18 protein-coding genes are annotated in these 25145 nt (G+C 73.0%); 10 read left to right on the top strand and 8 right to left on the bottom strand.

The features are described 5' to 3' along the window. The first annotated feature begins 918 nt into the window (after window positions 1–918). Window positions 919–2955, top strand: a complete 2037-nt coding sequence (locus UIS43_RS03205) for a BCCT family transporter (protein WP_370012418.1) — start codon at window positions 919–921, stop codon at window positions 2953–2955. 58 nt (window positions 2956–3013) lie between these two features. Here the strand turns inward: UIS43_RS03205 and UIS43_RS03200 are convergent, their stop codons facing one another. After that, a complete protein-coding gene (locus UIS43_RS03200; RefSeq protein ID WP_013152938.1) occupies window positions 3014–3814 on the bottom strand; it encodes an SDR family NAD(P)-dependent oxidoreductase in 801 nt (266 codons plus the stop codon). A gap of 380 nt (window positions 3815–4194) precedes the next feature. Between UIS43_RS03200 and UIS43_RS03195 the strand changes: the two genes are divergently transcribed. Both UIS43_RS03195 and UIS43_RS03190 read left to right on the top strand, forming a co-directional pair. After that, a complete protein-coding gene (locus UIS43_RS03195) occupies window positions 4195–4389 on the top strand; it encodes a hypothetical protein (protein WP_370012416.1) in 195 nt (64 codons plus the stop codon). A gap of 101 nt (window positions 4390–4490) precedes the next feature. Further along, window positions 4491–5381 carry a dihydrodipicolinate synthase family protein gene (locus tag UIS43_RS03190; protein ID WP_358169244.1) on the top strand — a complete coding sequence of 297 codons (891 nt, stop codon included), beginning with the start codon at window positions 4491–4493 and terminating at the stop codon, window positions 5379–5381. 158 nt (window positions 5382–5539) lie between these two features. On the opposite strand, the gene UIS43_RS03185 is transcribed toward UIS43_RS03190, so the two are convergent. Further along, window positions 5540–7477 carry an ABC transporter ATP-binding protein gene (locus tag UIS43_RS03185; RefSeq protein WP_071622023.1) on the bottom strand — a complete coding sequence of 646 codons (1938 nt, stop codon included), beginning with the start codon at window positions 7475–7477 and terminating at the stop codon, window positions 5540–5542. A 225-nt stretch (window positions 7478–7702) separates the two neighbouring features. Here UIS43_RS03185 and UIS43_RS03180 point away from each other — a divergent pair, with 225 nt between their 5' ends. Next, a complete protein-coding gene (locus tag UIS43_RS03180) occupies window positions 7703–8593 on the top strand; it encodes an alpha/beta fold hydrolase (RefSeq protein ID WP_013152934.1) in 891 nt (296 codons plus the stop codon). 13 nt (window positions 8594–8606) lie between these two features. Next, window positions 8607–9506, top strand: coding sequence for a hydrolase (locus UIS43_RS03175; RefSeq protein WP_013152933.1), 900 nt, complete (start codon window positions 8607–8609; stop codon window positions 9504–9506). An 18-nt stretch (window positions 9507–9524) separates the two neighbouring features. Here the strand turns inward: UIS43_RS03175 and UIS43_RS03170 are convergent, their stop codons facing one another. The 4 genes from UIS43_RS03170 to UIS43_RS03155 form a co-directional block, all read right to left on the bottom strand. Beyond that, a complete protein-coding gene (locus UIS43_RS03170) occupies window positions 9525–10484 on the bottom strand; it encodes an EamA family transporter (RefSeq protein ID WP_071622022.1) in 960 nt (319 codons plus the stop codon). After that, the gene (locus UIS43_RS03165) at window positions 10481–11071 is read right to left on the bottom strand and encodes a TetR/AcrR family transcriptional regulator (RefSeq protein WP_013152931.1); all 591 of its coding nucleotides are present in this window, start codon (window positions 11069–11071) and stop codon (window positions 10481–10483) included. Before UIS43_RS03165 ends, UIS43_RS03170 begins: the two co-directional genes overlap by 4 nt. Before the next feature lie 155 nt (window positions 11072–11226). Beyond that, window positions 11227–12912, bottom strand: coding sequence for a SpoIIE family protein phosphatase (locus tag UIS43_RS03160; protein ID WP_232238670.1), 1686 nt, complete (start codon window positions 12910–12912; stop codon window positions 11227–11229). A gap of 437 nt (window positions 12913–13349) precedes the next feature. Beyond that, window positions 13350–14180 (bottom strand): ergot alkaloid biosynthesis protein, encoded by an 831-nt coding sequence (locus tag UIS43_RS03155; protein WP_370012412.1) that lies wholly within the window; start codon window positions 14178–14180, stop codon window positions 13350–13352. A 170-nt stretch (window positions 14181–14350) separates the two neighbouring features. Here UIS43_RS03155 and UIS43_RS03150 point away from each other — a divergent pair, with 170 nt between their 5' ends. Further along, window positions 14351–15208 (top strand): helix-turn-helix transcriptional regulator, encoded by an 858-nt coding sequence (locus tag UIS43_RS03150; RefSeq protein WP_013152928.1) that lies wholly within the window; start codon window positions 14351–14353, stop codon window positions 15206–15208. Between the two features lie 153 nt (window positions 15209–15361). On the opposite strand, the gene UIS43_RS03145 is transcribed toward UIS43_RS03150, so the two are convergent. Continuing rightward, entirely contained in the window at window positions 15362–16864 is a 1503-nt protein-coding gene (locus UIS43_RS03145) for a carboxylesterase/lipase family protein (RefSeq protein ID WP_198048851.1), read from the bottom strand. A gap of 15 nt (window positions 16865–16879) precedes the next feature. Beyond that, window positions 16880–17785, bottom strand: a complete 906-nt coding sequence (locus tag UIS43_RS03140; RefSeq protein ID WP_197724903.1) for an MBL fold metallo-hydrolase — start codon at window positions 17783–17785, stop codon at window positions 16880–16882. A 187-nt stretch (window positions 17786–17972) separates the two neighbouring features. Here UIS43_RS03140 and UIS43_RS03135 point away from each other — a divergent pair, with 187 nt between their 5' ends. The 4 genes from UIS43_RS03135 to UIS43_RS03120 all read left to right on the top strand — a co-directional run bounded on the left by UIS43_RS03135 (window position 17973) and on the right by UIS43_RS03120 (window position 25119). Beyond that, the gene (locus UIS43_RS03135; RefSeq protein WP_358453475.1) at window positions 17973–20762 is read left to right on the top strand and encodes an AAA family ATPase; all 2790 of its coding nucleotides are present in this window, start codon (window positions 17973–17975) and stop codon (window positions 20760–20762) included. Between the two features lie 108 nt (window positions 20763–20870). After that, window positions 20871–21458 (top strand): XRE family transcriptional regulator, encoded by a 588-nt coding sequence (locus UIS43_RS03130; RefSeq protein ID WP_197724882.1) that lies wholly within the window; start codon window positions 20871–20873, stop codon window positions 21456–21458. Between the two features lie 124 nt (window positions 21459–21582). Further along, on the top strand, window positions 21583–22491 hold the full coding sequence (locus UIS43_RS03125) for a trans-aconitate 2-methyltransferase (RefSeq protein ID WP_370012407.1): 909 nt from the start codon (window positions 21583–21585) through the stop codon (window positions 22489–22491). Window positions 22492–22788: 297 nt separating this feature from the next. Beyond that, window positions 22789–25119 carry an ATP-binding cassette domain-containing protein gene (locus tag UIS43_RS03120; protein WP_370012406.1) on the top strand — a complete coding sequence of 777 codons (2331 nt, stop codon included), beginning with the start codon at window positions 22789–22791 and terminating at the stop codon, window positions 25117–25119. Window positions 25120–25145: the final 26 nt, after the last annotated feature.

The following is a 25145-nucleotide window of genomic DNA, read 5'->3' as shown; positions in this document are numbered from 1 at the left end:
CGGAACACCGGCAGAGTTCCTTGTGGTCGGCGGGAAGCGCCGTGCCCAGGCGCGCCTCGACCACATCCCACGCGATGTCGACATTCCTCGGACGCCGCTCGACGGCGTCGGCGATCCGTCCGACCCATGACACTGCGGCCCCCTGTCCTTCCGGCAGTTCCGGCACGCCGTCGATCCGAACCCTGTTCGCTTATGGACGTTACCCACACAGGGGACCCGGCGGCGCGCACTCCGGGGCGGGGCCGGAGTACGGAATCCGACCTCTGCCGACGATGGCGTTCACCGTTATGGCGGGCAGGCGACCGGGCGGCGCCCGGCCCGCGAGGCGAACGATGACCAAGCCCGCCACAGCGGCCCGAAGGAAACGCGCACACCTGACCCCGCAGAGGAATTCACCGACAAGAAGAACCAAGAAAAAAGCCTCGACCGCGAACGCGCCATCCGATCGACGCACCGAGTTTTCGCCCTTCCGGTTGACAACTGCCCACGCCACAGTTATTGTCGTCGCTTATGTCGAAATTCGCATCGTTGGTGGAAGGCCGACCCGGATCCGGGCTCACAAGAGGACCTACGGCCCGAACCGCACCCGGCGACCCGGCCGCCCCACGACCCGACCGACACGGTGAGCCCCGGAAACAGCCCGTGGTCAGGCACGGTGAGCCGCGGCCAGGAGCCCTCCGGGACATCCGATCGGCATCGCGGCAAACGGTGATCGGAGCTTCCCAGCATCAGCGCGTACGCGGCGAGGCACACGTATTGTGCGGTGGCACGCCCGGCGGCAGCGGCTGCTAGTTCCGCCGGGTCCAGGCGACATGGTCGTCGGTTCTCCCACCCTTTTCATCAACCTTTCCGGCGTGCGTTCGTGCCCCCGGGCACGGTTCGCGCCCCTGCTCCACTATTCGTGAGGCTGTGTTCGCCATGCCCGAAAAACCACATAAAGACAAAGAGCAAACGAGCCGTCGCAGGAAGGAACACAAAGACGAGAAAGGCAAGGACCGGGCCTCGGCGTCGCGGAGCCGGACGGGCCACACCGCGCTCGGGAGCCTGGACTACCAGCACCCCACGTATCCCCACGACACACACCCGGTCCTCGTCCCGGGCATCTCGATCGACGACCAGCGCCGCAGCTACCGGGTCGACTGGCTCGTCTTCGCGGTCGCCGGATCGCTGACGGTCGCCTTCGTCGTCTGGGGCATCTGGTCGCCGGGAAGCGTCGCCGCGGTCGCCGAGACGGCGTTCTACTGGTCGACCGACAACCTCGGCTGGATGTTCAACGTCGTGGCCATCGTCGTGCTCGTCTCCACCGTGGGCATAGCGTTCTCGCCCTACGGGAGGATCCCGCTGGGCAAGGACGGCGAGCGGCCCGAGTTCAGCACGTTCTCCTGGACGGCCATGCTGTTCGCCGCCGGGCTGGGTGTGGCGGTCCTGTTCTGGGGGCCCTCGGAGCCGCTCGGCTACTTCATCTCACCGCCTCCGCTGACGAACGAGCCGGAGTCGGTCGAGGCCATGCACACGGCGCTCGCTCAGATGTACTACCACTGGGGCTTCCACGCGTGGGCCGTCTACGCGCTGGTCGGCGGGGCCGTCGCCTACGCCGCCTACCGCCGCGGCCGTCCCCTGCTCATGTCCTCGATCTTCCGCGCCCTGTTCGGCCGACGGCTCACCGAGGGTTTCGCCGGAAAGCTCGTCGACATCTTCGCGATCATCGCCACGCTCTTCGGCACCGCCGCCGCCCTCGGTATCGCGGCGATGCAGATCGGCTCCGGCGTCAGCATCGTGTCGGGCGCCGGGGACCTCACGAACAACACCCTGGTCGTCATCATCGCGGTCCTGACCGTCGGCTTCGTCGTCTCGGCGGTCTCGGGCGTCGCACGGGGCATCCGGCTCCTGTCGAACGTGAACATCGTGCTCACGATCGGCATCGTCGCGGTCTTCCTCTTCCTCGGCCCCACACTGTTCCTCCTGAACCTGCTGCCCTCGGCGGTCATGGAGTACTTCGGCTCCCTGTTCGACATGATGGGCCGATCGCTCTCGTGGGGTCCCGAGACGCAGGAGTTCCAGTCGCTGTGGACCGTCTACTACTGGGCGTGGTGGATCTCCTGGTCGCCCTTCGTGGGCATCTTCCTCGCGCGCATCTCCCGCGGCCGCACCATCCGCCAGTTCACCCTCGGCACGATCATCATCCCGTCCTCGCTGCTCTTCGTCGCCTACGGGGTGATGGGCGGAACCTCCATCTGGATGTACCGGGAGGGCGCCCCCGGTCTCACCGAGGGCATGCCCGCGCCCGAGGTGCTCTTCGCCCTCATCGACAACCTGCCGTACGTGGAGTGGCTGCCCTTCGTCGTGATCGTGGTGCTCGCGATCTTCTTCATCACCGCCGCCGACTCCGCGTCGGTGGTGATGGGCATGCTCACCACGCAGGGGGACCAGAACCCGCGCCTGTGGGTGGTCGTCTTCTGGGGCCTGGTCATGTCGGGGATCGCGATCGTGATGCTGCTTCTGGGCGACGCGACGGCGTTGACGGGCCTGCAGCAGCTGGTGATCGTCACGGCGGTGCCCTTCGCGCTCGTGCTGGTCCTCGCCGTCGTCGCGTGGTTCAGGGAGCTGCGCACCGATCCCCTCACCCTGCGCATGCACTACATCGACACGGCGATGGACAACGCCGTGACGGAGGGGGTGGACCGCTACGGCGACGACTTCTCCCTGAAGGTCGTGGAATCGCGGCCCGGGGACGGAGCCGGGGCGGGCATCGACTCCACCGACGAGAGCTACACGGAGTGGTACCAGCGCACCAATGAGGAGGGCGAACCGGTCGGCTTCGACTTCGGGACCGGGGAGTGGGCCGACGGCTACGATCCGGACACCGGTGAGACCTCGGAGACCACCCCCGAAGGGGCCGTGGTGGCACGGGAAGACCGCGTCGAGGTGTCGGAGACCGGGACCGAGGAACGCTGACTCCACCGCCCCGGCCTCCGCCGTTCAGCCGACGTCGGGGGCCGACCCGCCCCGCCGGTCAGACGCCGGACTTCTCCAGCAGTTCGTTCGTCAGTTCGGCGAGACGACGACGGTACCCGGGGTCGAGGGCGGCGGGGACGGAGGGCGGTGTCTCCACGCCGTCGTCGAAGTGGCGTCCGCTGACCCGCTCCAGCTCGGGCGCGTCCACCAGACGGCGTGTGGCGGCCACCCCCTTCTCCAGGGGGTCGTGGAACTCCACGCCCGCGGCCCTGGTGAGGGAGGTCTCCATGTAGGTCCCCGGGTGCAGGGAGTTGACCGTGACCCCGCTGCCGACCAGTTCCCCGGCCAGGTCCAGGGTGTGGCTGATGAGGGCCAGCTTGGACCGGCGGTAGGCAGCGGGTTCGGTGAAGCCGCGTTCGAACTGCGGATCCTCCAGGTCCAACTCCTGCTGTCCCCGGGAGGCGATGTTGACCACCCGTGAGGGAGCGGACCGGCGCAGCAGCGGCAACAGCTCCCTCGTGAGCAGCACCGGCGCCAGGTAGTTGACCGCCAGGCGCAACTCGTGGCCGTCAGCCGAGGTCGTGCGCTCGGCGCCGTCGATCCGAAAGCCCACCGCGGCGTTGTTGACGAGCACGTCGAGCCGGTCGTGGCGGGCGGCGACCTCGGCGGCGAGCCGCTTGGCCCCGGCGAGGGAGGAGAGGTCGGCCCGGTAGACCTCGCCGCCGGTGTCCGCGGCGACCTGTGCGAGCCGTCCGGTGTCGCGGCCGTGGAGCAGGAGCCGGTGCCCTGCCGCCGCGAGGTCCTCGGCCAGGGCTCGGCCGAGTCCGTCCGACGCGCCGGTGACCAGGATGGTGGCCATGTGGGTGCCTTTCACAGAAGGGGGCGCCGCCGGTTCGGCCGACCGCGCGCTCCCACGGTATGACGGCCGACACCAGCGGTCAACAGAGGTTGACCTGGGCCGATGTCCGCCGACCCGGGTGAGGGGCCCGCCCCACAGGCGGGGGGAGCGGGACGACCGCCGCCGCGCGGCCCGGACGGCGGTTCGGGTGCCGCGGTGCCGGAAGCCGCGAAGCCGTTCGGAGGCCGTACTCGTACAGGACGGGTCGGACGGGGCGGTGGAAACCGGGCGGATACGCTGCTGAGCGGGGAGGGCCGCCGCTTCCGCGGCGATGGACTCCCCGCTCTCTCGCACTCTCGCGGCGCGCGTCCGCGATCCCGGAAACAGTGAGGTGGACGGCCATGGACAAGCCGCGTGGGAAGGACTCGTTCTCGTTGCTGTACAGGACGGGGTTCCGTATCAACTACGCGCTCCTGCACGTCATGGGCCCGGCGTCCCTGACCCCCGAGACCGATCCGCAGCACCGCGCGAAGAGGGAGTACGAGCGCCGGCGTGAACTCCACCAGGCGTGGAAGGCGCAGCAGCGGTCCCGGTAGCGCGACCGGGCGGGTGGCGTTCGCCGACGCCGAGGCCCCCGCGACCAGCAGGGGCGGAGCGCCAGGCCGCCACACCCGCCCCGCACACGTGAGGAGAAATCATGTTCACCGGCCTGAGCGCCTTTCCGCTGACCCCGTTGGACGACGACCGCTTCGACGAGCGGGCCTACGCGGGGCTGGTCACCCGCCTGGCGGAGGCGGGCGTCGACTCCATCGGCGCGCTGGGTTCGACCGGTTCCTACGCCTACCTGGACCGGGAGGAGCGCCGCCGCGCGGCCCGGACGGCGGTACAGCACGCGGACGGCACACCGGTGGTCGTCGGTATCGGCGCGCTGCGCACCTCCCAGGTGCAGGCCCTGGCCCAGGACGCCCAGCAGGCCGGTGCGTCCGCCGTGCTGTTGGCTCCGGTGAGCTACCAGCCGCTCACCGACGAGGACGTGTTCGCGCTCTACGCGACCGTCGCCGCCGAGCTGTCGGTGCCCCTGGTGGTCTACGACAACCCCGGCACGACGCGCTTCACCTTCTCGACCGGACTGTACGCGCGCGTCGCCGCGCTGCCCGCCGTGGCCGCGATCAAGATCCCGCCGGTGCCCGCGGACCCGGTGGCCGCCCGCGAGCGTGTGGCGGCGGTCCGCGCGGCCGTGCCCGACCACGTGAGCGTCGGGGTCTCCGGTGACGGCGTCGCCGCGACGGGGCTCAACGCGGGCTGCCGGGCCTGGTTCTCCGTGGTGGGCGGAACCCTGCCCGCCGCCGCCCTGCCCCTGGTCCGCGCCGCCCTGGGCGGTGACGCCGAGGGGGCGGCGGCGGAGTCGGAACGGCTGCGTCCGCTGTGGGAGTTGTTCGCCTCCCACGGCAGCCTGCGCGTGGTCGCCGCGATCGCCGAACACCTGGGGCTGGTGGCCCCGCGCTGCCTGCCCCGCCCGATCCTGGGACTGCCCGCCGCCGAGCGGGAGCGGGTGGCCCGTGTGGTCGAACAGCTGGGCCTGGCCTGAACGGCGCCTGTGGGGACGTCCCCCACGAGAGCGTGTGGCCGCCTGCAACCTCATTTGCTGCGAGCATCCGGCTGAGCGTGCTGATGGCTGTCAATATGAGCACTGCCGACCCAGGCAGCCCGGGGACGCGGTCCTCCCGAGGGTGACAGCTGTCCGCTTCAGCCCACCAGCCCGCGGACGATCGTGGTTTCGGTGTCCCGGACGTAGGTCACGACCGCCCCGGGGACGGGGATCGCCCGGTGGTCACCGGTACGGGCGCCGTCCATGCCGGGCTCCGAGGCGAACTCGGGTTCGTCGAACCGGATGGTGCGTACGGCGTCCGGTCCGGCGTCGTAGGGGATGACGACCACGGCGGGGATGGTCTCCTGCGTGCCCGTCTCCTCGTACTCCAGGCGCGGAATGATCACGGCCTCCCCCAGAGCGATGGCTTCGGGCAGTTGATCGAGGAAGACCGTACTGAACGGCATCTCGGCCGTGGCGGTGATCTCGCCGGAAGCGGAGACACGGTGGAACAGAAAAGGCTCGCGTTCGTCACCGTTCCCCTGGTCCGCGGGGCCGCGGGAGAGGAGGACCGTGCTCTCGGAGCCGACTCGCACGAGTTGCTCGAAGTCGTCGCTCATGGCGGTCTCCGAGTCCATCAATTCCGGAGGAAGCTCCAGGGAGTCCGAACCGTCACGCAGGTCCAGCGCCCGGGGGAGGTCGCTCCGGTAGCGGCCCTGCGCCACGACCACGGGGTGAGAGTCCGTGCCTGGGACGGGCCGGTCCACGGAGATGCTGAGCTCCGTGTTCGTGTCGTCCCACTCACGGATCCAGTTCTCCTCACCCGTGCGGGCGTCGAAGGCGGCGACGACACCGGTCAGCGGTTCACGGTTGTCCAAGGTCAGGTCCCGGAGCGTGGTGTCCTCGTCGAGCCGGTCCTCGTCCGCGCACAAGTACGTGATGAGGACCTGGTCCTCGTGCAGCAGGAGGTTCTCGCCGCTCTGCCAGCCTCCGAAGTTCACGCAGGTGCGGTCTCGCGACTCCGGGACGGTGGGGAACCAGAGCTCTTCGTTGGAGTCCGCCGCGTGCACACGGACCCTCTGTTCCTCAGTGGTGTCCCGCCAGGAGTAGAGGCTCACCTCGGACGTGCCCGCGAGGAAGTCGACGCGGGTCTCCTCGTCCTCGCCTTCCTCAAGCAGCGGCGGCACGGTGAACTCGCGAAGGATCCCTCCGGTAACGGTGTCGATCTCGGTGACGTGATGATCACCCGATCGGTCCGCGACAGGCTGTCGGGTGACGAGCGCCCGCGTTCCACCGTCGGAGATCACAACGCGCACCCAACTGTTGTAGGGGTGCCGGTAGCTCCACAGCACCTCGCCGGAGGAGCCGTCCAGGGCGACGACACCGTCCTCAAGCGTCAGGAGCGGGCCGAACGGTCCAGGCTCCACGCCCCGCACGGACACGTCCTGCGGTACCTCCCACTCCCAACCGACCTCGCTGACGTCGCCCGGCACCGGGGCAGGTGTGTCCGGGAAGGCGTCGGCGACCGTGTGCTCCGTCGGCTGGTACAGGGTCGCGGCACCCAGCCCGAACTCCAACAGCAGCACCAGGACCAGTCCTCCGGCCATGGGCGGCACGGAACCGGGCAGGGGCCGAAGCCTCGGCTGGTGGGCTGTGGCCGCCATCAGTATCGCGCCGAGGGTGATCGCCAGGGTTGCCGTCCACAGGGAGACTCCGGCCGCATCGGGAAAGTAGAACCGCGGGTTCTCCGCTGTCCAGGAGAACGCCATCGGCGAGAAGGCGGTGTAGGCCACGTACAGCAACAACACGATCACGGCCAGAAGGAGCACCGCGCGGGTCCGGTCGAGGCGTGTGGCTGGTCCGGCTTGGCGTTCCCATGCGTCGCGCCGCAACACGACGCAGAGCACGATCGCGCCGAGGAGCACGGCCGCCAGCCACCAGAGGCCGCCGTCGGGAGTCGTCAACTCCTCTTCCATGAGAGGAAATCGCACCATGTCGACGGCCGCGAGCAGGATTCCGCCGCTGACCAGCCCCAAACCAACCCAGCTCACCGTCTCCGGACGGACTCGGCTGGTGACCCGAGACTCGTTCTCCACCTGCAGTCCTCGTTCCTCACCGCACTCGTGCCCGACTCCAGGGCCCGGGAGGGGAGGAAAGTCGGATTCGCGATCGACAACATAACAGTGCGCTCCGCCCGCCCGTGGCCTCGGCGGCCCCGCTGGAGGCGCTCTCGCCCACCCGTCAGCCCCGCAGCCAGCGGTCCGCGCCGCGACACGGGAAATACGGTTGCGGCCGGGACGCACCGGGCCCAGGATGATCCGGTGCAGACCCGAGAGACCACACTCGACCTCGGCCACGAGGCCCTGGCCGCGCTGGACTTCGGCGGCGCGGGCGCCCCGGTCCTCCTCGTTCACGGCAGCGGGCACAACGCGGCCGCCTGGACGGACGTGGCGGCCCGTCTGACCGACCGCTGCCGGGTCGTCGCCGTCGACCTGCGCGGACACGGCCGGACCAGGGCCGACTCCCACGACGCGGAGCAGTACTGGCGCGACCTCGCCGGCGCGGTCCGGGCCCTCGGCTGGGAGGACCCCGTCCTGGTCGGGCACTCGCTGGGCGGTTACGCCGTCACCGCCGTGGCCGCCAGCGGGCTGGTCCGCCCCGCCGCGGTGTGCGTCGTCGACGGGCTCGTCCTGGACACCCGGGAGCAGGCCGTGGCCAACCAGGAACGCTGGACCACGCCCGAGGCGATGGAGCGGGTGCGCGCCCGGTTCGGCTACGGGTGGGCCGCCACCCCGGAACAGGCGCGCGAGTACATCGAGCGCGGTGTGCGGGAGGCCCCCGGGGACGAACTCAACCGGGACTGCCGCCCCGGCCTGGTGCGCGGCGTGCTGGAGCGCTCCTTCAGCAGGGACCAGCACACGTGGCTGCGGCGTCCGACCGCCGAGCAGATCGCGGTGATCAGCGCCCCCGCGCCGGACGCGGCCGTCTACCCCAGCGTGGACGTCTACGAGCGCCTCACCTGCCCGCTCACGGTCGTCCTTCCCGACGGGGGCTTCTACGCCGCGCGCCGCGACGAGGTACGGGCCCTCGTCGCCGCACGCCCGGAACGCACACTCGTGGAGATGCGCACACACCACAACGTGCCCATGGCCCGCCCGGAGGAACTCGCCCGCGTCATCTGGGACGTCGTGCGCGCCCGACCCACCGCATAACCGGAGAACACCTGTGACACACCGCCTCCAGCAGCGTTCCGTACGCGAGTACCCCGTGGCCGCGCAGGGCTCCGGCCCGTACGGCATCACCGCCGGGACCGACGGTTCGCTGTGGGTCACGCTCGTCCACCACGGCCGGATCGCCCGTATGACACCGGACGGCTCCACGACCGTGTACCCGCTGGACTCCACCGCGTGCGCGCCCTCGCTCATCACCACGGGCCCCGACCACGCGCTCTGGTTCACCCGTACCAAGGACGACAGGATCGGCCGCATCACCGCGGACGGGAAGGCCGACTCCTTCGCGCTGCCGACCCCTGGCGCCCAGCCCTTCGGCATCACGGCCGGGCCCGACGGGGCACTGTGGTTCACCGAGATGAACGCCGACCGCATCGGCCGTATCACCACCGACGGGGAGGTCACCGAGTTCCCCCTGCCGACGAGGGGAGGGTTCCCGTCGTTCATCGCCTCCGGGCCCGACGGAGCCCTGTACTTCACCCTCAACCAGGCCGACGCCGTCGGCCGCGTCACCGTCGGCGGGGACGTGACCCTTCATCCCCTCCCGACCGGCCAGGCGGGACCCGTCGGTATCACCGCGGGTCCGGACGGCGCCCTGTGGTTCGTGGAGATCGCCGCGGGCCAGATCGGCCGCCTCACCACGGACGGACGCATCCGGGAGTTCCCCCTCCCCCGGCGCGACTCACGCCCCCACGCCATCACCGCGGACCCCGAAGGGGGCTGCTGGTTCACCGAGTGGGGCGCGAACCGCGTCGGGCACATCACGGCGGGGGGCGACATCGACCTGTTCGACCTGCCCGCGCCCTCCCGCGAACCCCACGGCGTCGCGGTCACCGCGGACGGAACGGTCTGGGTCGCCCTGGAGACCGGCGGTATCGCCTCCCTGGCGCCGTGAGGCCCCGCGACCCGGCGCTCACGCCGGTTCGCGGTCCGCGTTCGCGGGTGTGCCCGCCGCACGGGCCGGTTCCACGGGCGGCGTTCCCGGGCCGGAAGCCGGTGCCAGGGCGAGCGTGACCGGGACCAGGGCGATGAGCCCCAGCCCGAACCACCCCGCGCCGGTCAGCGCCTCCCCGACGACCAGGACCGCCAGGAGCGCCGCGACCGCGGGTTCGCTCAGCGTGACCGTGGTGGCCGTGCTCGCCGAGACCCGGGTCAGGCCGAAGCCGAAGAAGAGGTAGCCCAGGAACATGGGCACCAGCGCCATGTAGGCGGCCACCGTGAAGGCCTGCGCGGAGGCCAGGAGGGGGGCGCCGGTGAGCACGAGCACCGGCATCAGCAGCACGCCGCCGCAGCCGAAGACCGCCCCCATGGACGCCGCCCGGTCGACGCCGCGCCCCATGAGGGTGTGCGCCGCCCAGGAGAACGCGGCGTAGGTGAGGCCCGCCACCAGCCCGAGCGCGACACCGGCCGCGGTCCCGCCGGGCGAGGCGGCGGGGGCGGCCGTGTTCGACACGCACAGCAGCACGCCGCCGACGATGCCCACCGCCGCGGCCAGCATCCACCACCGGCTCAGCGGTGTGCGCTGGACCACCAGTTCCAACAGGCCGGAGGCCAGCGGTGCCGACGCCAGGGACACCACGGTGCCCACCGCCACCCCCGCCAGGTGCATCGAGCCGTAGAACGCCAGGGGGTAGACGCCCACGGCCAGGGCTCCCACCGCCACCAGGGGCAGGTTCTCCCGCAGCCGGGGGCGGGCCGCCGCCAGCGCGGGCAGGGCGATCAGCGCCTGGAGCAGGCCGCCGATCCCCAGGGCGGCCGAGCCGATGGCCAGGGGCCCGGCCTGCGGGGCGAAGGTGGCGGCGGTGCCGGTCGTGCCCCACAGGACGGAGGTGACCGTGATGGCCGCGATGCCCAGCGTCCGGTGGCGGTTCACAGCGCGTCCACCAGGGCCGCGGCGATCGCGCGTGCCTCCAGGAGCCGGTCCGGCGCTCCCTCCAGTCCGGCCCGGGCCATGGAGCCCTCCAGCAGGAACGAGCAGTGCCGGGCGGTGCGCGCCGCCGTGTCGGGGTCGGTGATCTGCTCCAGGTGCCCGGCCACGAGCGCCTCGACCTGCTCCTTGTGCTCGCGCACCCGCTCCCTGCCCGGTGCGCCCGCGGGGAGTTCGGCCGCGGCGTTGAGCAGCCCGCAGCCGCGGAACCCGTGCTCGTAGGCGGCCGAGGCGTGGTCGACGTAGGCGTCGAACACCGCCAGTACCCCCTCCCGGGGGGTGTGGGCCTCCTCCAGTCGGCGCCGGTACAGGTCGAGCCACTCCCGGTGCCGTTCCTGGAGGTAGGCCAGCGTCAGCTCCTCCTTGGAGGAGAAGTTGTTGTACAGGCTCATCTTGGCCACGCCGGCCTCGGCGGTGACCGCGTCGATGCCGGTGGCGGTCATGCCGTGGGCGTAGAACAGCCGCGCCGCCGCGCCGAGCAGCTTCTCCCTGGCCGATCCCGCACGCGGCCGGGCCTCCTCGACCTGCGCCATGGTGCACCTCCGCTATCGGACTAGGTAAACCAGTCTACCTATAACCGGTGGCGGACCTCTCCAGCGGGCCGGGCGCTTACGGGCCGTGGTCGCGCGCCCCGGGATGGTCTCCGGCGTCACCGCCCGGAGGGTGGAGCCCGCGGGCGGCCGTCGCTTCAGCCGTCGGTCGCGTCCGCCGGAATACGGATGACGAGCAGGGCGGCGTCGTCGTCGTTGCTTCTCGGCCGTGCGCGCTCCAGCAGCTGGTCGGCGAAGGAGTTCAGGGGGCGGTGCGCGAGGGAGGCCGCGTGCTGGCGCATACGTCTGAGGCCCGTGTCCAGTGACTGCCCCCGGGCTTCGACCAGGCCGTCCGTGTAGAACACGAGCGTGGACCCGGGCGGCAGGGCGATGCGCGCGTCGGCGCGCGGCCGCGCCATCCCCGTGCCGAGCAGGACCCCGCTCCCCTCCTCCAGGTAGTGGGCGATGCCGTCGTGGTGGACGAGCAGGGGCGGGGGGTGGCCGGCGCTCGACCACAGCAGTTCCCACCGTCCGGCCTCGTCGACCGTCAGGTGGGCCAGGACGAGGGTCGCCATGTAGACGTCGCTGATGTGCTCCAGGGCCTGGTCCATGCGCTCCAGCGTGCGGTGGGGGGACTGCTCCTGTGCCCAGGTGTAGGCCCGGAGCATGTTGCGGAGCTGGGCCATCCCGGCCGCCGCGTCCAGGTCGTGGCCGACGACGTCGCCGATGACCAGGGCCGTGTCGCCGCGGGGCAGGGGGAAGGCGTCGTACCAGTCACCGCCCACGTGCGAGACGTCTGGTGCGGGCAGGTACCGGGCGGTCATCTCCGCTCCCGCCAGCCGGGGGAGCTGGGGCAGCAGGTAGCGCTGCATGGTCTCGGCGACCTGGCGCTGGCGCTGGTAGTGGCGCGCGTTCTCCAGGGCCAGGCCGATGCGTCGGGCGATGTCCTCCAGAAGGGCGAGATCGTCGCGGGCGAAGGGGTGCTGGGAGCCCGTGCGCCCCAGGGTCACGGCGCCCAGCACCTCCCGGGGCCCGCGGATGGGGGCGATGGCCGCGGTGTTGATGCCCGTCGCCTCGAACAGCCTGCGCTGCTCCACCGCGATACCCGTGTCGGGCGGACCGGAGTAGATCTCACGGTTGACGAGGGTGGAGGCGGCGCCTCGCAGGGCTTTGGACAGGGGCATGCTGGAGGTCGGGGGCACCGGGGGCATCGGTCCCTGGAGGTCCTCGCGCACCGTGGTCCTGCCCTGGTCCGCCTGGACCACCAGGGAGCGGGACACCTCGTCGCCTTCGGTGATCAGGTCGATGATCGCCCAGTCCGCGAGTCGTGGAAGCATCAGCTCCACCACCCGGAGCAGGGACTTCTCCACGTCGACGTTGTTGATCAGGTGTGCGGTGGTGTCGGCCAGCAGGGCCAGCCGCTCCGTCTCCGACAGTGTCCGTCGGGAAGGGGTGGAGCGCCCGGGGGTCCCCTCGTCCTGCTCGACGGCCTGGAAGAAGACCAGCTCCGTGACCTGGGAACCGTCGGGCTTACAGGGCACGGCGGACCACGACACGGGGAGGAGCGTGCCGTCGCCGCGCTGGAACCAGGACTCCCCCGCGCGGGAGAGGGAACCGGACGGCGCCCCCTGGGAGGCGTCGCGTGCCTCCCTGACGACCGCCTGCCCCCGGGCGTCCCGGTGCAACGACCGGAGGTCCTGCCCGAGCGTCTCGTCCGCCGAACGGGCCAGCAGTCGCAGGGCGGTGGCGTTGACCGCGACGATCCGCTCCCTCTCGTCGACGGCGTACACACCCGCGCTCAGGCTGTCCAGCGCCTCCGCGAGGAGCCGGTGTTGACCTGACACACCGGTCGAATCGCTGTACGTACCGGAATCCTCGTCCACAGCGTCTCCTTGTCCGACGGACCTTCGCACACCCCCAGGCCGAGGGTCGGGCATGTCCGGTGTGTACCTGCCACGCCCACGAGGAACCGCCCTCCGCGGGCGGGGCCGGAGACACTCATATCCGTTCGACGGGCTGGACAGGTCTCACCGCAACCGGCACTGGCGGGACTCCGGTGCCGGGAGCTCCTTCCCGGCACCGGCCTGCGACCAGCCACGACTACGTCAGAGAACGTACACCAGTGCCCCGGGTGCGGTGACCCCGCCTCACCTCGGCGGACGAGGGGGAACACGGGGGCGCCGGTCCGCGTGCCGGGACAGGGCCCGGACAGTGCCGGGCCGGACCCGGGAACGGGTGACGGCCCCGCACCGCCGACCAGCGGGCGGGCCCGCCCGGCCGATCACGCGGCGGACCACTCCCGCGGACGGGCACGGACGAAGGCGGCGAAGGTGCGGGGCGGGCGGCCGGTCAGGCGGTGGACCGTGTCCGTGACGAGGTCCTCGCTGCCCCCGGCGATGTCGGCGTCCACCCGGACCAGCGCCGAGGCGAAGGGCTCGGACATGCCCGCGTCCAGGTTGCGCCGGACCAGCTCGGCCGCCGGGGCGGGCGTGTGGCGCACCGGCCGACCGGTGGCCTCGGCGATGACCGCCGCCGCCCGCGCGTACCCGAACGACTCCGGGCCGGTGAGCACGTGCTCGCCGGCCACCGGCCCCGGCGCCAGGAGCAGCTGTGCCGCGACGGCCGCGATGTCGGCGGCGTCGATCCACCCCAGCTTCCCCTCGCCCGTCGCCGAGCGGATCTCGCCGCGCTCGCGGATGCCCGCCGCCACCGGGTGCGCCCCGGTGAAGTTCTGCATGAACCCCGACGGACGCAGCACCGCCCACTCCGGGAAGGACCGCACGGCCTCGCCCAGCTCCGCGACGCCCGGGGCCCCGGACAGTCGCGCCAGCGAGCCGAGCAGCACCACGCGCCGCACCCCGGCGGCCCGGGCCGCCGCCAGGAACGGTCCGGCCGCCGGCATGGGGTCCAGGGTCATCGGCGGCGGCACCAGGTACAGGGCCCGCGCCCCGTCGAGTGCCCGGGCGTGGGTGTCGGGGTCAGCCCAGTCGAAGGGCACGCCGCCGGGCCCCGGCCCGCGGCTGGCCACGCGCACGTGCGCGCCTCGGGCCCGCAGCGTCTCGGTGAGGGGGCGGCCGGTGTTGCCGGTGCCGCCGGTGACGAGGATGCTCATGTCTTCGGTCCCTTCGGGTGTTCGGTCCGTCCGCGCCTGCGTCGTCCGGTCCGTGTCGTTCGGTCCGTCGTCCGCCACACTGGCGGGGCGCGGCGCGCGGGGGAACGGCCGCGTCGTCCCCGGACCGGTGGTCCGTGGTTGGCCGCCCGCGCGCGTGGCAGGCTGGGGGCGTGGACAGACGAGAACTCGGCGGATTCCTGCGCGCCCGCCGCGAGGCCCTGCGCCCGGCCGACGTCGGCCTGCCCGAGACCGCGGGCGGGCGCGCGCGGCGCACACCGGGGCTGCGGCGCGAGGAGGTCGCCGACCTGGCCGGGGTCTCGGTGAACTACTACGAGCGGCTGGAGCAGGCCCGGGCGCCGCGCCCGTCACCGCAGGTCATCGACGCGATCGGGCGGGCCCTGGAGCTGTCGGAGGCGGAGCGGGCGCACCTGTCCCGGCTCGCGGGGCACGCGCCGCCCGCCCGGCCCGGCCCGGACGGACAGGTCCCCCCGGGGGTGCTCGCCCTGCTGGAGCGGCTCGGCCCGGTCGCCGCCTACGTCTGCGACGCCCGCCACGACGTCCTGGCCTGGAACGGCCTGGCGTCCGCGCTGATCACGGACTTCGCCGCGCTGGCCCCGGCCGAGCGCAACGTGCTGCGGCTGTCCATGCGCCTGGGCGGAACGGTGTGCTCGGCGCCGCCGGAGTCGGCGGGCGGGTTCGCGGCGCAGACGGCGGCCCAGACGCGCGAGGCGCTGGCCCGCCGCCCGCACGACTCCGCGCTGCGGCGGCTGGTCGACGAGTTCGCCGAGCGCGATCCCGGGTTCGCGGCGCAGTGGCGGCGGCACGACGTGCGGCCGCGTGCGACGCTGCGCAAGCGCGTGGACCACGGTGAACTCGGCGTGCTCGACCTCGACTGCCAAACCCTGGCCGTGCCGGGCACCGACCTGCGCGTGGTCGTGTTCAGCGCGGAGCCGGGCACCCTGGACCACGACAAGCTCACCCGCCTCCAGCTCCGTCTCGCGGTCCCCGAGCCCTCGTCACGGCGCTAGCGGGAGCTGCTCCTCCCTCTGCCCGGACGACGCCGGAGCCGACGCGACAGCCGGTTGCACGGGTGCTCCACGAACCGCGGTCCCGCCGGGCCGAGGGACCAGCGGTCCTTCCTCGGCTCGGGCGGGCGGGAGCGGTACGGCGGCCCCGGAACGTCACGGCGCCGTCCAGGCCCGCCGCTCAGCGCTCCGGGGGTCGTCGACCTGGGTCCACTCGGTGTCGATGCGCATCGTGACCCGGCGCTCGTCGTCGTAGGGGGCCCAGCCGGGGTCGCCGGTCCCGGCGAACCGGATCCAGGTCTGGTGGACGCGGGCGGCCAGGTCCGCGGGGGGCTCGCCGCGCCCCAGCAGACCGCCCGGTCCGCGCAACCGCGGCAGGTGCGCGAGGTCGAAGACAAAGGGAAGCTCGACCGCGTGGGCGGCGCCGAGTTCTCCGTCCAGGGCGTCGGAGCGCCACGCGAACTCGTAGGCGAAGGTGGCGGACGCGGTGTGGGAGGCGTGGGCGCGGGCCAGGGCCCAGCTGCCCGCGCCGAACAGCGCGTCTCCCATGACGGCGGACCGCAGTTCGCCGAAGGACGCCTGGGGGCGTGCCCTCCGGTACGTCCGGACGAGCCGCGCCGGATCCGGGTGCGAGCGCGCCGCGGCCGCGTCGACGTCGGACGCGGTCGAGGTGGAGTAGGCGCCCACGGGGGCCAGGTAGAGGTTCCCCTCCTCGGTGTTGGTCCCGATGAGCAGGTCGACGTCCGCGCCGAGCCCGGCGGCGACGGATGCGGCGGGCTGTGTGTCGAGGACCAGGCTGAAGGGGCTGAGTCCGATCAGCGGGTCGTGGTGCGTCCCGGTCCGCAGGTCGATGCCCGCGAGCTTGGAGGCGGCCTCGACCAGGCGGTCGTCGGGGATCTGCGCGAAGGCGTCGGCATGGGGCCGGACGCCGAGGAGTTCGGCCGCGGCGCCGGTGACGCGGGCGGCCTGCTCGGTCGTGAACGCCCCCAGTCCGCTGCCGCTCTGGACGATCGCCCGCCGGAAGAGGCCCGCGGCCTCGGGGGTGGCGAGGACGGCGCCGACGATGGTCGCTCCGGCCGACTGGCCGAAGAGGGTGACCCGGCGCGGGTCACCGCCGAAGGCGGCGGCGTTCTCGCGGACCCAGCGCAGCGCGGCGACGACGTCGAGCAGGCCGCGGTTGGCGGGTGCTCCGGGGATGTCGAGGAACCCGGCGATACCGAGCCGGTAGTTCAGGGTGACGAGGACGACGCCGTCACGGGCGAAACCGCTGCCGTCGTACATCGCGGAGCGTGTGGAGCCGGCGACGAACCCCCCTCCGTGGACGAACACCATGACGGGCAGGCCGCCGTCCGCTGTCTCGGGCGCCCAGACGCTGACGGTGAGGTAGTCGTCTCCGCGGCTCCAACCGTCGCCGAAGTAGGGGGACATGTCCACGCCGCCGAGTCCGCGTTCGGCCTGGGGCGCGTTGGGCCCCGGCACGGTGGCGTCCCGTACGCCGTCCCAGGGCTCGTGCGGTCGCGGCGGCGCGAACCGGTCGGCGCCGCGGGGAGCGGCGGCGTACGGGATGTTCAGGAAGGCGGTGACGCCGTTGCGGCGTCGACCGCGGACCGCTCCCTGCGCGGTGGTCACGACGGGGTCGGGGTGGTGGTTCACAGGCATGCCTTTCCGCTGGCCTCAGCCCTGCTGGGTGTACGGGGCGAAGGGCGCCCAGCCCTTGACGGCGAACTTGTCTCCGTCGCGCACCACTTCGGCGGCGCCGTGGCCGCCCAGGTGCGCGGGGATCACGAGGGTGTTGTCGTCGGCCGCCCTGCCCAGGACCTCGCGGCGGGTGGCGCGGGCGCCCGCGGGGTCCTCGCAGAAGCAGCTGTTGGCGTCCGGTTCGAGGATCTGCACCGGGTTGTGCAGCAGGTCGCCGACGAACACGGCCCGGTCCGTTCCGGAGGCCAGGGTCAGCACGGAGGAACCGGGGGTGTGCCCGGGAGCCGCGTCCAGGCGCAGGTCGGCGTCGATCCGGTGGCTGGTCTCCCACAGCAGCGTCTGGCCGGCCTCGTGCACGGGGGCCACGCTGTCCTCGAAGACGTTCTGGTTGCCGCGGCCGAGCCGTGGCTGGTGGCCGTTCTCGGGGTTCCAGAAGTCGAAGTCGTCCTTGGGCATCAGGTACGTGGCGTTGGGGAAGGTGGGAACCCAGTTCCGGCCGTCCAGGTACGTGTTCCAGCCCACATGGTCGATGTGCAGATGTGTGTTGACCACGATGTCCACGTCCTCGGGTGCGACTCCGGCGCGGGCGAGATTGGCCAGGAAGTCGGTTTCGAGACGGCTCCAGACGGGCGCGTACGGGCGCTCCTTGTGATTGCCCACACCGGTGTCGACGAGAATGGTCTTTCCCTCGCTGCGCAGCACCCAGGTCTGGATAGCCGAGTTCACCGTATTGGCCTCGAAATCCACGAAATGCGGACTCAGCAGGGGTGCACCGTCGTCCCAGACCTCCTTGGACACCTCCGGGAAGAAGGTGTCGGGCGTCATTTCCACGGAACCGTAGTACTCCCGGACCCGGGTGATCGTGACATTGCCGAGTTGCATTTGTTCCATGAGGGTTCCTCAGTGATTCGGATGCTTTCTTGGGACCCTAGGGGCGGCCTCGGCGCACGCGGTATCCGTCACGTGACTGCACCTGCGCACACGCCCCGGCACCGGCTCCGCCGCTTGTAGCCTGGGTGGGCCAAGGCAAGGCGGCTCCGACCGGGGAGCCACGACTCCTGGAGACCCCGTGGGCGAGCACACAGGCGGCCCCGGTGCGGTCACGTGGCCGGACCCGGATCCGGTGGAACCGATCGTCGGCCGGGACACGGAGTTGGCGCGCCTCTTCCGCGCGGTGGACTCGACGTCGACCGACCGGGTCCTGGTGCTGGTCGGCGACCCGGGCACGGGCAAGAGCGCGCTGCTGGGCTCCGCGGCGCGCCGAGCCGAAGCGGGCGGCGCCCGCGTCCTGCGCGCCGAGGGGAGCGAGTCGGAGTCGGGCCTGGCGTTCTCCGCGCTGCACCAGTTGCTGAGGCCGGTCTCGGCCCGGGTGGACGCGCTGCCGGAGAGGCAGCGCACGGCGGTGCGCGACGCCTTCGGCGCGGGGTCGGCCACGGCGGAGCCCGACCCCATGCTCATCGGGGTCGCCGTCCTGAGTCTGCTCTCGGCCCTGGGCGACCGGCGTCCCGTGCTCGTGGTGCTCGACGACGCGCAGTGGTTCGACCGCGCTTCCCTGGACGTGCTGTCCTTCGCCGCCAGACGGCTGGAGGGCGAACCGGTGACGATGCTGTTCGGGGTCCGCGCCGGCGACCGCCTGCCGGGGCTCGACCGCCACCTGCCGACGCTCGCGCTGGGAGCGCTCGGCGACGCCGCCGCCAACCGGCTGCTGGACTTGCAGCCGGGCAGCCCCGTCGGCCGGGTCAGAGCGCGGATCCTCGACCAGGCCGGCGGCAACCCGCTGGCGCTGACCGAACTGACGAGGGCGTCCGCCGCGCACGACGCGGCCGCGGGGCCGCCCTCCCCGGGTCCGCTCCCGCTCACCGATCACCTGGAGGGGGTCTTCGCGGCCCGTCTGAACGACCTCCCCGCCGCCAGCGGGCAGGCCCTGCTGCTCCTGGCCGCCATGGACAGCGTCGACTCCGCGGTCGTCGCCTCCGTCGGGCTGCCGCACGCCGGGGACGACGCGTGGCTGCCCGCCGAACGGGCCGGGCTGGTCCGGCGGACCGGTCGGGGCGTCCGGTTCCGCCACCCTCTGGCCCGGTCCGCCACGTACCACGCCGCCTCCCCCGCCTCACAGCGCGAGGCCCACCTCGCACTCGCCGGGATACTGCGGGACGAACCGGATCGGCGTGCCTGGCACCTCGCCGCCGCCTGCTTAGGCCCCGACGCGGCCGTGTCGGCGGAGTTGGAGCGGACCGCCGACCGGGCCCGCCGCCGCGGCGGCCACGCGGCGGCGGCCAGTGCCCTGCGACGCGCCGCCGAACTCGCACCGCGGCGCGAGGACAGGGCCAGGCTGCTGGTCGAAGCGGCCTCGGCGGCCGTGTTCACCGGCGACATCTCCTGGGTCGAGGAACTGGCCGCCGAGGCACGCGCGCACACCGAGGACCCATCGCTCCTGGCATCCGTCACCGCGCAGGTCGGACGGCTGGCGGTGCTGACCGTGCGCCACACCGTGGTCTTCTCCCGACTGGTCCGTTCCGCCGAGCAGGCGGCGGTCTCGCGGCCCGCCACCGCGCTGGACCTGCTGGCCGATGCCGCCGTGGTCCGCTTCTACTCCGGGGAGGACGCCCAACGGCGCCGGATCCGGGCCGTCCTGGAGCGACTCCCCGGGGACGCGTCACACGCATGGCCACGCGCCTGGGTGAGGGCCGTGTCGGACCCCTTCGAGGGCAGGGCCGAACTCCTCTCCCTGCTTCCTCGGTTGGTCTGCGAGGCGGAGCGCCAGCCCGACCGGCTCACCGCTCTCGCGGTCATGGCGTGGCTCCTGGACGAGACCCCGCAGGCCGTCCGCGCCTTCGACGAGGCGTTCGACCGCTGGAAGTCGCAGGGGCCGCTTCCGGAGGGCCTGGAGGGCGCTGCCGCCTGGAGCTATGTGGAGCAGGGGCGGTGGGATCGGGCACGCGAGGCCTGCGCCCGCACCGCCGCCGTCGGGGCGAGGGCCGGTCTCGACCACGCCGTGGCGTGCGCGGCCGCGGTGGAGGCCACCGTGCTGGCCTACCAGGGGGACACGGCGGCGGCCCGGGACCGGGTCGGGGACGTGTTCGCCCTGATCGATCCGATGGAGAGCCGCTCCGTGTCCGTCTACGCCCGTCGCGCGCTCGGTGCCGCGGCGGTCGCGGAAGGCGGGTACGAGGACGCGTACGACCAACTCCGCACGGTCTTCACCTCGGACGGCGCCCCGGTGCACTACCACGCCTCCTACCCGGCCCTCGCGGACCTGGCAGCCGCCGCCGCGCGCAGCGGTCGGCGCGCGGAGGCCGCCGCGATCGTCGGGCGTTGCGCACACGCGCTCGCGGACGGCGCCTCGCCCCGGCTGCGCGCGCTGATCAGCCGGGCCCGTGCCCTCCTGGCGGACCCCGAGGACGCCGAGGCGCACTTCCGGGCGGCCCTGGTCGATCCTCGGCTGGAGCACTGGCCCTTCGAGCGGGCCCAGACCCTGCTGGACCTGGCCGAATGGTTGCGGCGCCGTCGACGCGTCACCGAGGCGCGGGGGCCGCTCACCGAGGCTCTGGAGGTCTTCCGGCGGCTGGGGGCGCGCCCGTGGATCGAGCGCGCCCGGTCCGAGTCGCGCGCCGCCGGCCTCGACGTCACGGACGCGGCCCCCGACGCGCTCTCCCGGCTCTCCCCGCAACAGCAGCAGATCATCAGGCTCGCCGCCCGCGGGCTGACCAACCGGGAGATCAGCGAGAAGCTCTTCCTCTCTCCGCGCACGGTCGGCTCACACCTCTACCGCAGCTTCCCCAAGTTGGGTGTCACCGCCCGCTCCCAACTGCGCGACCTGGTCGAGAACGCCCTCCCGACGACCGCTCACCCGGGGTAGGGTCCGCCCCGGCCTCACGCGGTCCACGACCGGTCTCGGCCGAGCCCTCGCGTTCGCCGCGACCGGCCACCGCCTTCGACTTTGCATCCAAGGCATACCATGATGCCCATGACGCAAGAAGACGGAGAGCTGGACGGCCTCGTGCGCAGGCGCATCCGCGCCCTGCGGGTGGCGCAGGGCTGGTCCCTGGAGGAACTGGCCAAACGCGCCCACCTCAGCCAGTCCTCGCTGAGCCGCATCGAGAACGGTCGGCGCCGCCTCGCCCTGGACCAGCTGGTCACCCTCGCCCGAGCGCTGGACACCACACTGGACCAGCTCGTGGAGACGGCCGACGACGACGTCGTCATCAGCCCGATGGTCGACGGCGCCCGCGGCCGGATGCGCTGGCCCGTCAAGGGCGACCCCGGCATGAGCGTGGTGCGCCAGCGCGTGACCGAACCGCCGCCCGACAACCCGGCCCGCATGCGCGCCCACCCCGGGCGCGAATGGCTCGTCGTCCTGTCCGGCACCGCGACGCTCATGCTCGGCAACCGGCGCTTTCGCGTCGAGACCAACCAGGCCGCCGAGTTCCCCACGATGACGCCGCACGCCATCGGCGCCGAGGGGGGACCGTGCGAGATCCTGGGCATCTTCGACCGCGACGCCCGCCGCGGCCACCAGCGGGAGGAGGACGGCCCAGGCGCCCAGGACACCTGAGGGAGCGGCCGCGCCGACCGCGCGAGGACCGCGTCTTGCGCGTCGGGCAGCACATCCGGTCAATGTCTTGCGCAAAACGGGAACCTTCATGCTCGGTGCGCATGGGCGTCCTACCGTGGAGACCATGAACCAGACGCACTCGCACGACCACGACCACGACCACGGTCACGGCCACGGCCACGGCGCCCAGCACGACCACCACCGGGAACACGGCCATCAGGAGTACGACGCCGACGTCCAGGCGGAGATCCTCGACCTGGACGCCGAGGTCCTCGCCGAGCACACGGCCTCCATCACCGCGTGGCTGCCGCTGACGGCGGACCCGCGTCGGATCGTGGACCTGGGCTGCGGCACGGGCGCGGGCACCTTCGCCCTCCTCGACCGCTTCCCCGGCGCGCGCGTCACGGCCGTCGACACCTCCGACGGACACCTCCAGCGGTTGAACGCCAAGGCGCGCGCCCTCGGCGTCGAGGAGCGCGTGCGCACCGTGCGGGCCGACCTCGACTCCTCCGACTGGCCCGACCTGGGCTCACCGGACCTGGTGTGGGCCTCGGCCTCGATGCACCACATGGCCCGTCCCGACCGCGCGCTGCGCGGCGTCCACGACGCGCTCGCTCCCGGCGGCCTGTTCGCCGTCGTCGAGCTGGCCGGGTTCCCCCGCTTCCTGCCCGAGGACGCCCCCGAGGAGCGGCCCGGCCTGGAGGAGCGCGTCCACGCCGCGGCCGACCGCCTCCACACCGAGCACATGCCCCACCGCGGGGCCGACTGGGGTCCGATGCTGACCGCCGCCGGTTTCACGGTCGAGGGTGAGCGCACGATCGCCGTGAACATCGAGGGTTCCCAGAGCGAGGCGGTCGGCCGCTACGCGCTCAGCGGCCTGCGACGCATCCGCACCGGCGTCGCAGGAGAGCTCTCCCCCGAGGACCTGGCCGCGCTCGACCGGCTCCTGGACGCCGACGGCCCGCACAGCATCCTGCGCCGCGACGACCTGGCCGTGCGCACCGAACGCGCCGTGTGGGCCGCGCGCCGCTGACCCCGGTCCCGGTCCCGGCCACCCGGCAGGCAGCCCCGGCACCCGGTGAAGGGTGGGCGGCGACGCGACGCCGCCCACCCGCCGCCGCTCCACACGGGCGACGGCCCCTCGGAGCGGGGAGGTCGGCCGCGTCGGGGGCTTTCTTCGTCGGGGGCGGTCGGCGTGGGCGGGGAACCCGCCGGTTCCGGCCCGCCCCGCCCGCATCCCCCGGAGAGAGGGCCGGTGCGCGCCGGGGTGCGCCGTGCCCGGGCGGTCCGCGGGTCCGCTCCGGTCCCGTGACCGGGTAATCCTTGTCCCATGGACAACCACGACGACCGCATCCGGGTGCGCGGCGCCCGCATCCACAACCTCAAGAACGTGGACACGGAGCTGCCCCGCGACGCCCTGGTCGCCTTCACCGGCGTCTCCGGGTCGGGGAAGTCCTCCCTGGCCTTCGGAACCCTCTACGCCGAGTCCCAGCACCGGTACCTGGAGTCGGTGGCGCCGTACGCCAGGCGCCTGCTCCAGCAGCTCCCGGCCCCGGAGGTGGACGACGTCACCGGGATGCCGCCCGCCGTGGCGCTCGCCCAGCCGCGCTCGGCGCCCTCGGTCCGCTCCACCGTGGGCACCCTCACCACGCTGTCCAACACACTGCGCATGCTCTTCTCCCGGGCGGGCGACTACCCGCCCGGGGCGCGGCGCCTGGACTCGGACTCCTTCTCCCCCAACACCGCGGCCGGGGCCTGCCCGACGTGTCACGGGGAGGGGGTCGAGCACGAGGTCACCGAGGGGTCGCTGGTGCCCGACCCCGGGCTGAGCATCGCCGACGGGGCGGTCGCCTCCTGGCCCGGGGCATGGCAGGGCAAGAACCTGCGCGACATCCTCGACACCCTCGGGTACGACATCCACCGGCCCTGGCGGGAGCTGCCCCAAGGCGAGCGCGACTGGATCCTGTTCACCGAGGAGCAGCCCGTGGTGACCGTCCACCCGGTCCGCGAGGCGGGGCGTGTCCACCGGCCCTACCAGGGCAGGTACAGCAGCGCGCGCAGGCTGGTGCTCAAGGCGTACGCCTCCTCCGCCAGCGAGGCCCGTCGGCGCAGGGCCGCCGAGTTCATGGTGGACCGGACCTGCCCGGAGTGCGGCGGTCGGCGGCTGCGGCAGGAGGCGCTGCGCGTCACCTTCGCCGGGCACACCATCGCCGAACTCGCGGCGCTGCCCCTGACCGAGCTCGTGGCCCTGCTGCGCCCCTGGGCGCAGGACCCGGGCGCGGCGGGGGCTCTGGTCGGGGAGATCGCGGCACGGGTCGGGGTGCTGTCGGAGCTGGGCCTGGGCTATCTGAACGCGGCCCGACCGGCGCCGACCCTGTCCACCGGGGAGTTCCAGCGGATCCGGCTGGCCACCCAGCTGGGCACGGGGCTCTTCGGGGTGGTCTACGTCCTGGACGAGCCCTCCGCGGGCCTGCACCCGGCCGACGCCGAGGCGCTCTCCAGGACCCTGCGGCGCCTGCGCGACGGGGGCAACACCGTGTGCTTCGTCGAGCACGACCTGGACGTCGTGCGCGGCGCGGACTGGATCGTCGACGTCGGGCCGGGGGCGGGCGAGCACGGCGGGCGCGTCCTGTACAGCGGCCCGGTCCCCGGCCTGCGCGGGGTCCCGGAGTCGGTGACACGCCGCTACCTGTTCGGCGACACCCTCCCGGAGCACCGGCCCCGCACCCCCGGCGGATACCTGGAACTGCGCGGGGCCACCCGCAACAACCTCCAAGGGCTGGACGCCGACGTCCCCCTCGGCGTGTTCACCGCCCTCACCGGCGTGTCCGGCTCGGGCAAGTCCTCCCTGCTGGCGGAGGTCGGGGACCGGGCCGCCGAACACGGCCGGGTGGTGTGGGTCAGCCAGCAGCCCATCGGACGGACGCCGCGCTCCAACCTGGCGACCTACACCGGGCTCTTCGACACAGTGCGCAAGCTGTTCGCGGCCACCGAGGAGGCCCGCTCGCTCGGTTACGGGCCCGGCCGGTTCTCCTTCAACGTCGTGGGGGGACGCTGCCCGGAGTGCGAGGGCGAGGGGTTCGTGTCGGTGGAGCTGCTGTTCCTGCCCACCACCTACGCGCCCTGTCCAGCCTGTGGCGGCTCGCGCTACAACGACGACACCCTCCGGGTGCGGTACCGGGGGCGCACGGTCGCGGACGTGCTCGCGATGTCGGTGGAGGAGGCGGCGGGGTTCTTCACCGAGGAGCCGTCGGTGCGGCGTTCTCTGGAGACCCTCACCGGGGTGGGCCTGGGCTACCTGCGCTTGGGCCAGCCCGCGACGGAGCTGTCCGGCGGCGAGGCCCAGCGGATCAAACTGGCCACCGAACTCCAGCGCCGCCGGGTCGCCGACACGGTCTACCTGCTCGACGAGCCCACCACCGGTCTCCATCCGCACGACACCGACGTCCTCGTCGGCCGCCTGCGCGACCTGGTCGGCGCGGGCGCCACCGTGGTGGCGGCCGAGCACGACATGCGGGTCGTGGCCACCGCCGACCACGTCATCGACCTGGGCCCGGGCGGCGGATCGCAGGGGGGCCGGATCGTCGCTCAGGGCACGCCCGCACAGGTCGCGGCGGCCCCGGACAGCCGCACGGGCCCCTACCTCAAGGGGCTGCTCTGACGCGCCGGGCCCTGCGCCCGCCGCCG

Source organism: Nocardiopsis sp. LDBS0036, assembly GCF_041228755.1.
Taxonomy (GTDB): Bacteria; Actinomycetota; Actinomycetes; order Streptosporangiales; family Streptosporangiaceae; genus Nocardiopsis; species Nocardiopsis dassonvillei.
Note: the sequence above shows the minus strand (reverse complement) of the source record. Positions and strands in the feature narration are given on the sequence as shown.

Excerpts from the sequence above, each read along its gene's own strand:
- UIS43_RS03205 (WP_370012418.1), top strand. The coding sequence starts at position 919 with ATGCCCGAAAAACCACATAAAGACAAAGAGCAAACGAGCCGTCGCAGG.
- UIS43_RS03200 (WP_013152938.1), bottom strand. The coding sequence starts at position 3,814 with ATGGCCACCATCCTGGTCACCGGCGCGTCGGACGGACTCGGCCGAGCC.
- UIS43_RS03195 (WP_370012416.1), top strand. The coding sequence starts at position 4,195 with ATGGACAAGCCGCGTGGGAAGGACTCGTTCTCGTTGCTGTACAGGACG.
- UIS43_RS03190 (WP_358169244.1), top strand. The coding sequence starts at position 4,491 with ATGTTCACCGGCCTGAGCGCCTTTCCGCTGACCCCGTTGGACGACGAC.
- UIS43_RS03165 (WP_013152931.1), bottom strand. The coding sequence starts at position 11,071 with ATGGCGCAGGTCGAGGAGGCCCGGCCGCGTGCGGGATCGGCCAGGGAG.
- UIS43_RS03155 (WP_370012412.1), bottom strand. The coding sequence starts at position 14,180 with ATGAGCATCCTCGTCACCGGCGGCACCGGCAACACCGGCCGCCCCCTC.
- UIS43_RS03145 (WP_198048851.1), bottom strand. The coding sequence starts at position 16,864 with ATGCCTGTGAACCACCACCCCGACCCCGTCGTGACCACCGCGCAGGGA.
- UIS43_RS03140 (WP_197724903.1), bottom strand. The coding sequence starts at position 17,785 with ATGCAACTCGGCAATGTCACGATCACCCGGGTCCGGGAGTACTACGGT.
- UIS43_RS03130 (WP_197724882.1), top strand. The coding sequence starts at position 20,871 with ATGACGCAAGAAGACGGAGAGCTGGACGGCCTCGTGCGCAGGCGCATC.
- UIS43_RS03125 (WP_370012407.1), top strand. The coding sequence starts at position 21,583 with ATGAACCAGACGCACTCGCACGACCACGACCACGACCACGGTCACGGC.
- UIS43_RS03120 (WP_370012406.1), top strand. The coding sequence starts at position 22,789 with ATGGACAACCACGACGACCGCATCCGGGTGCGCGGCGCCCGCATCCAC.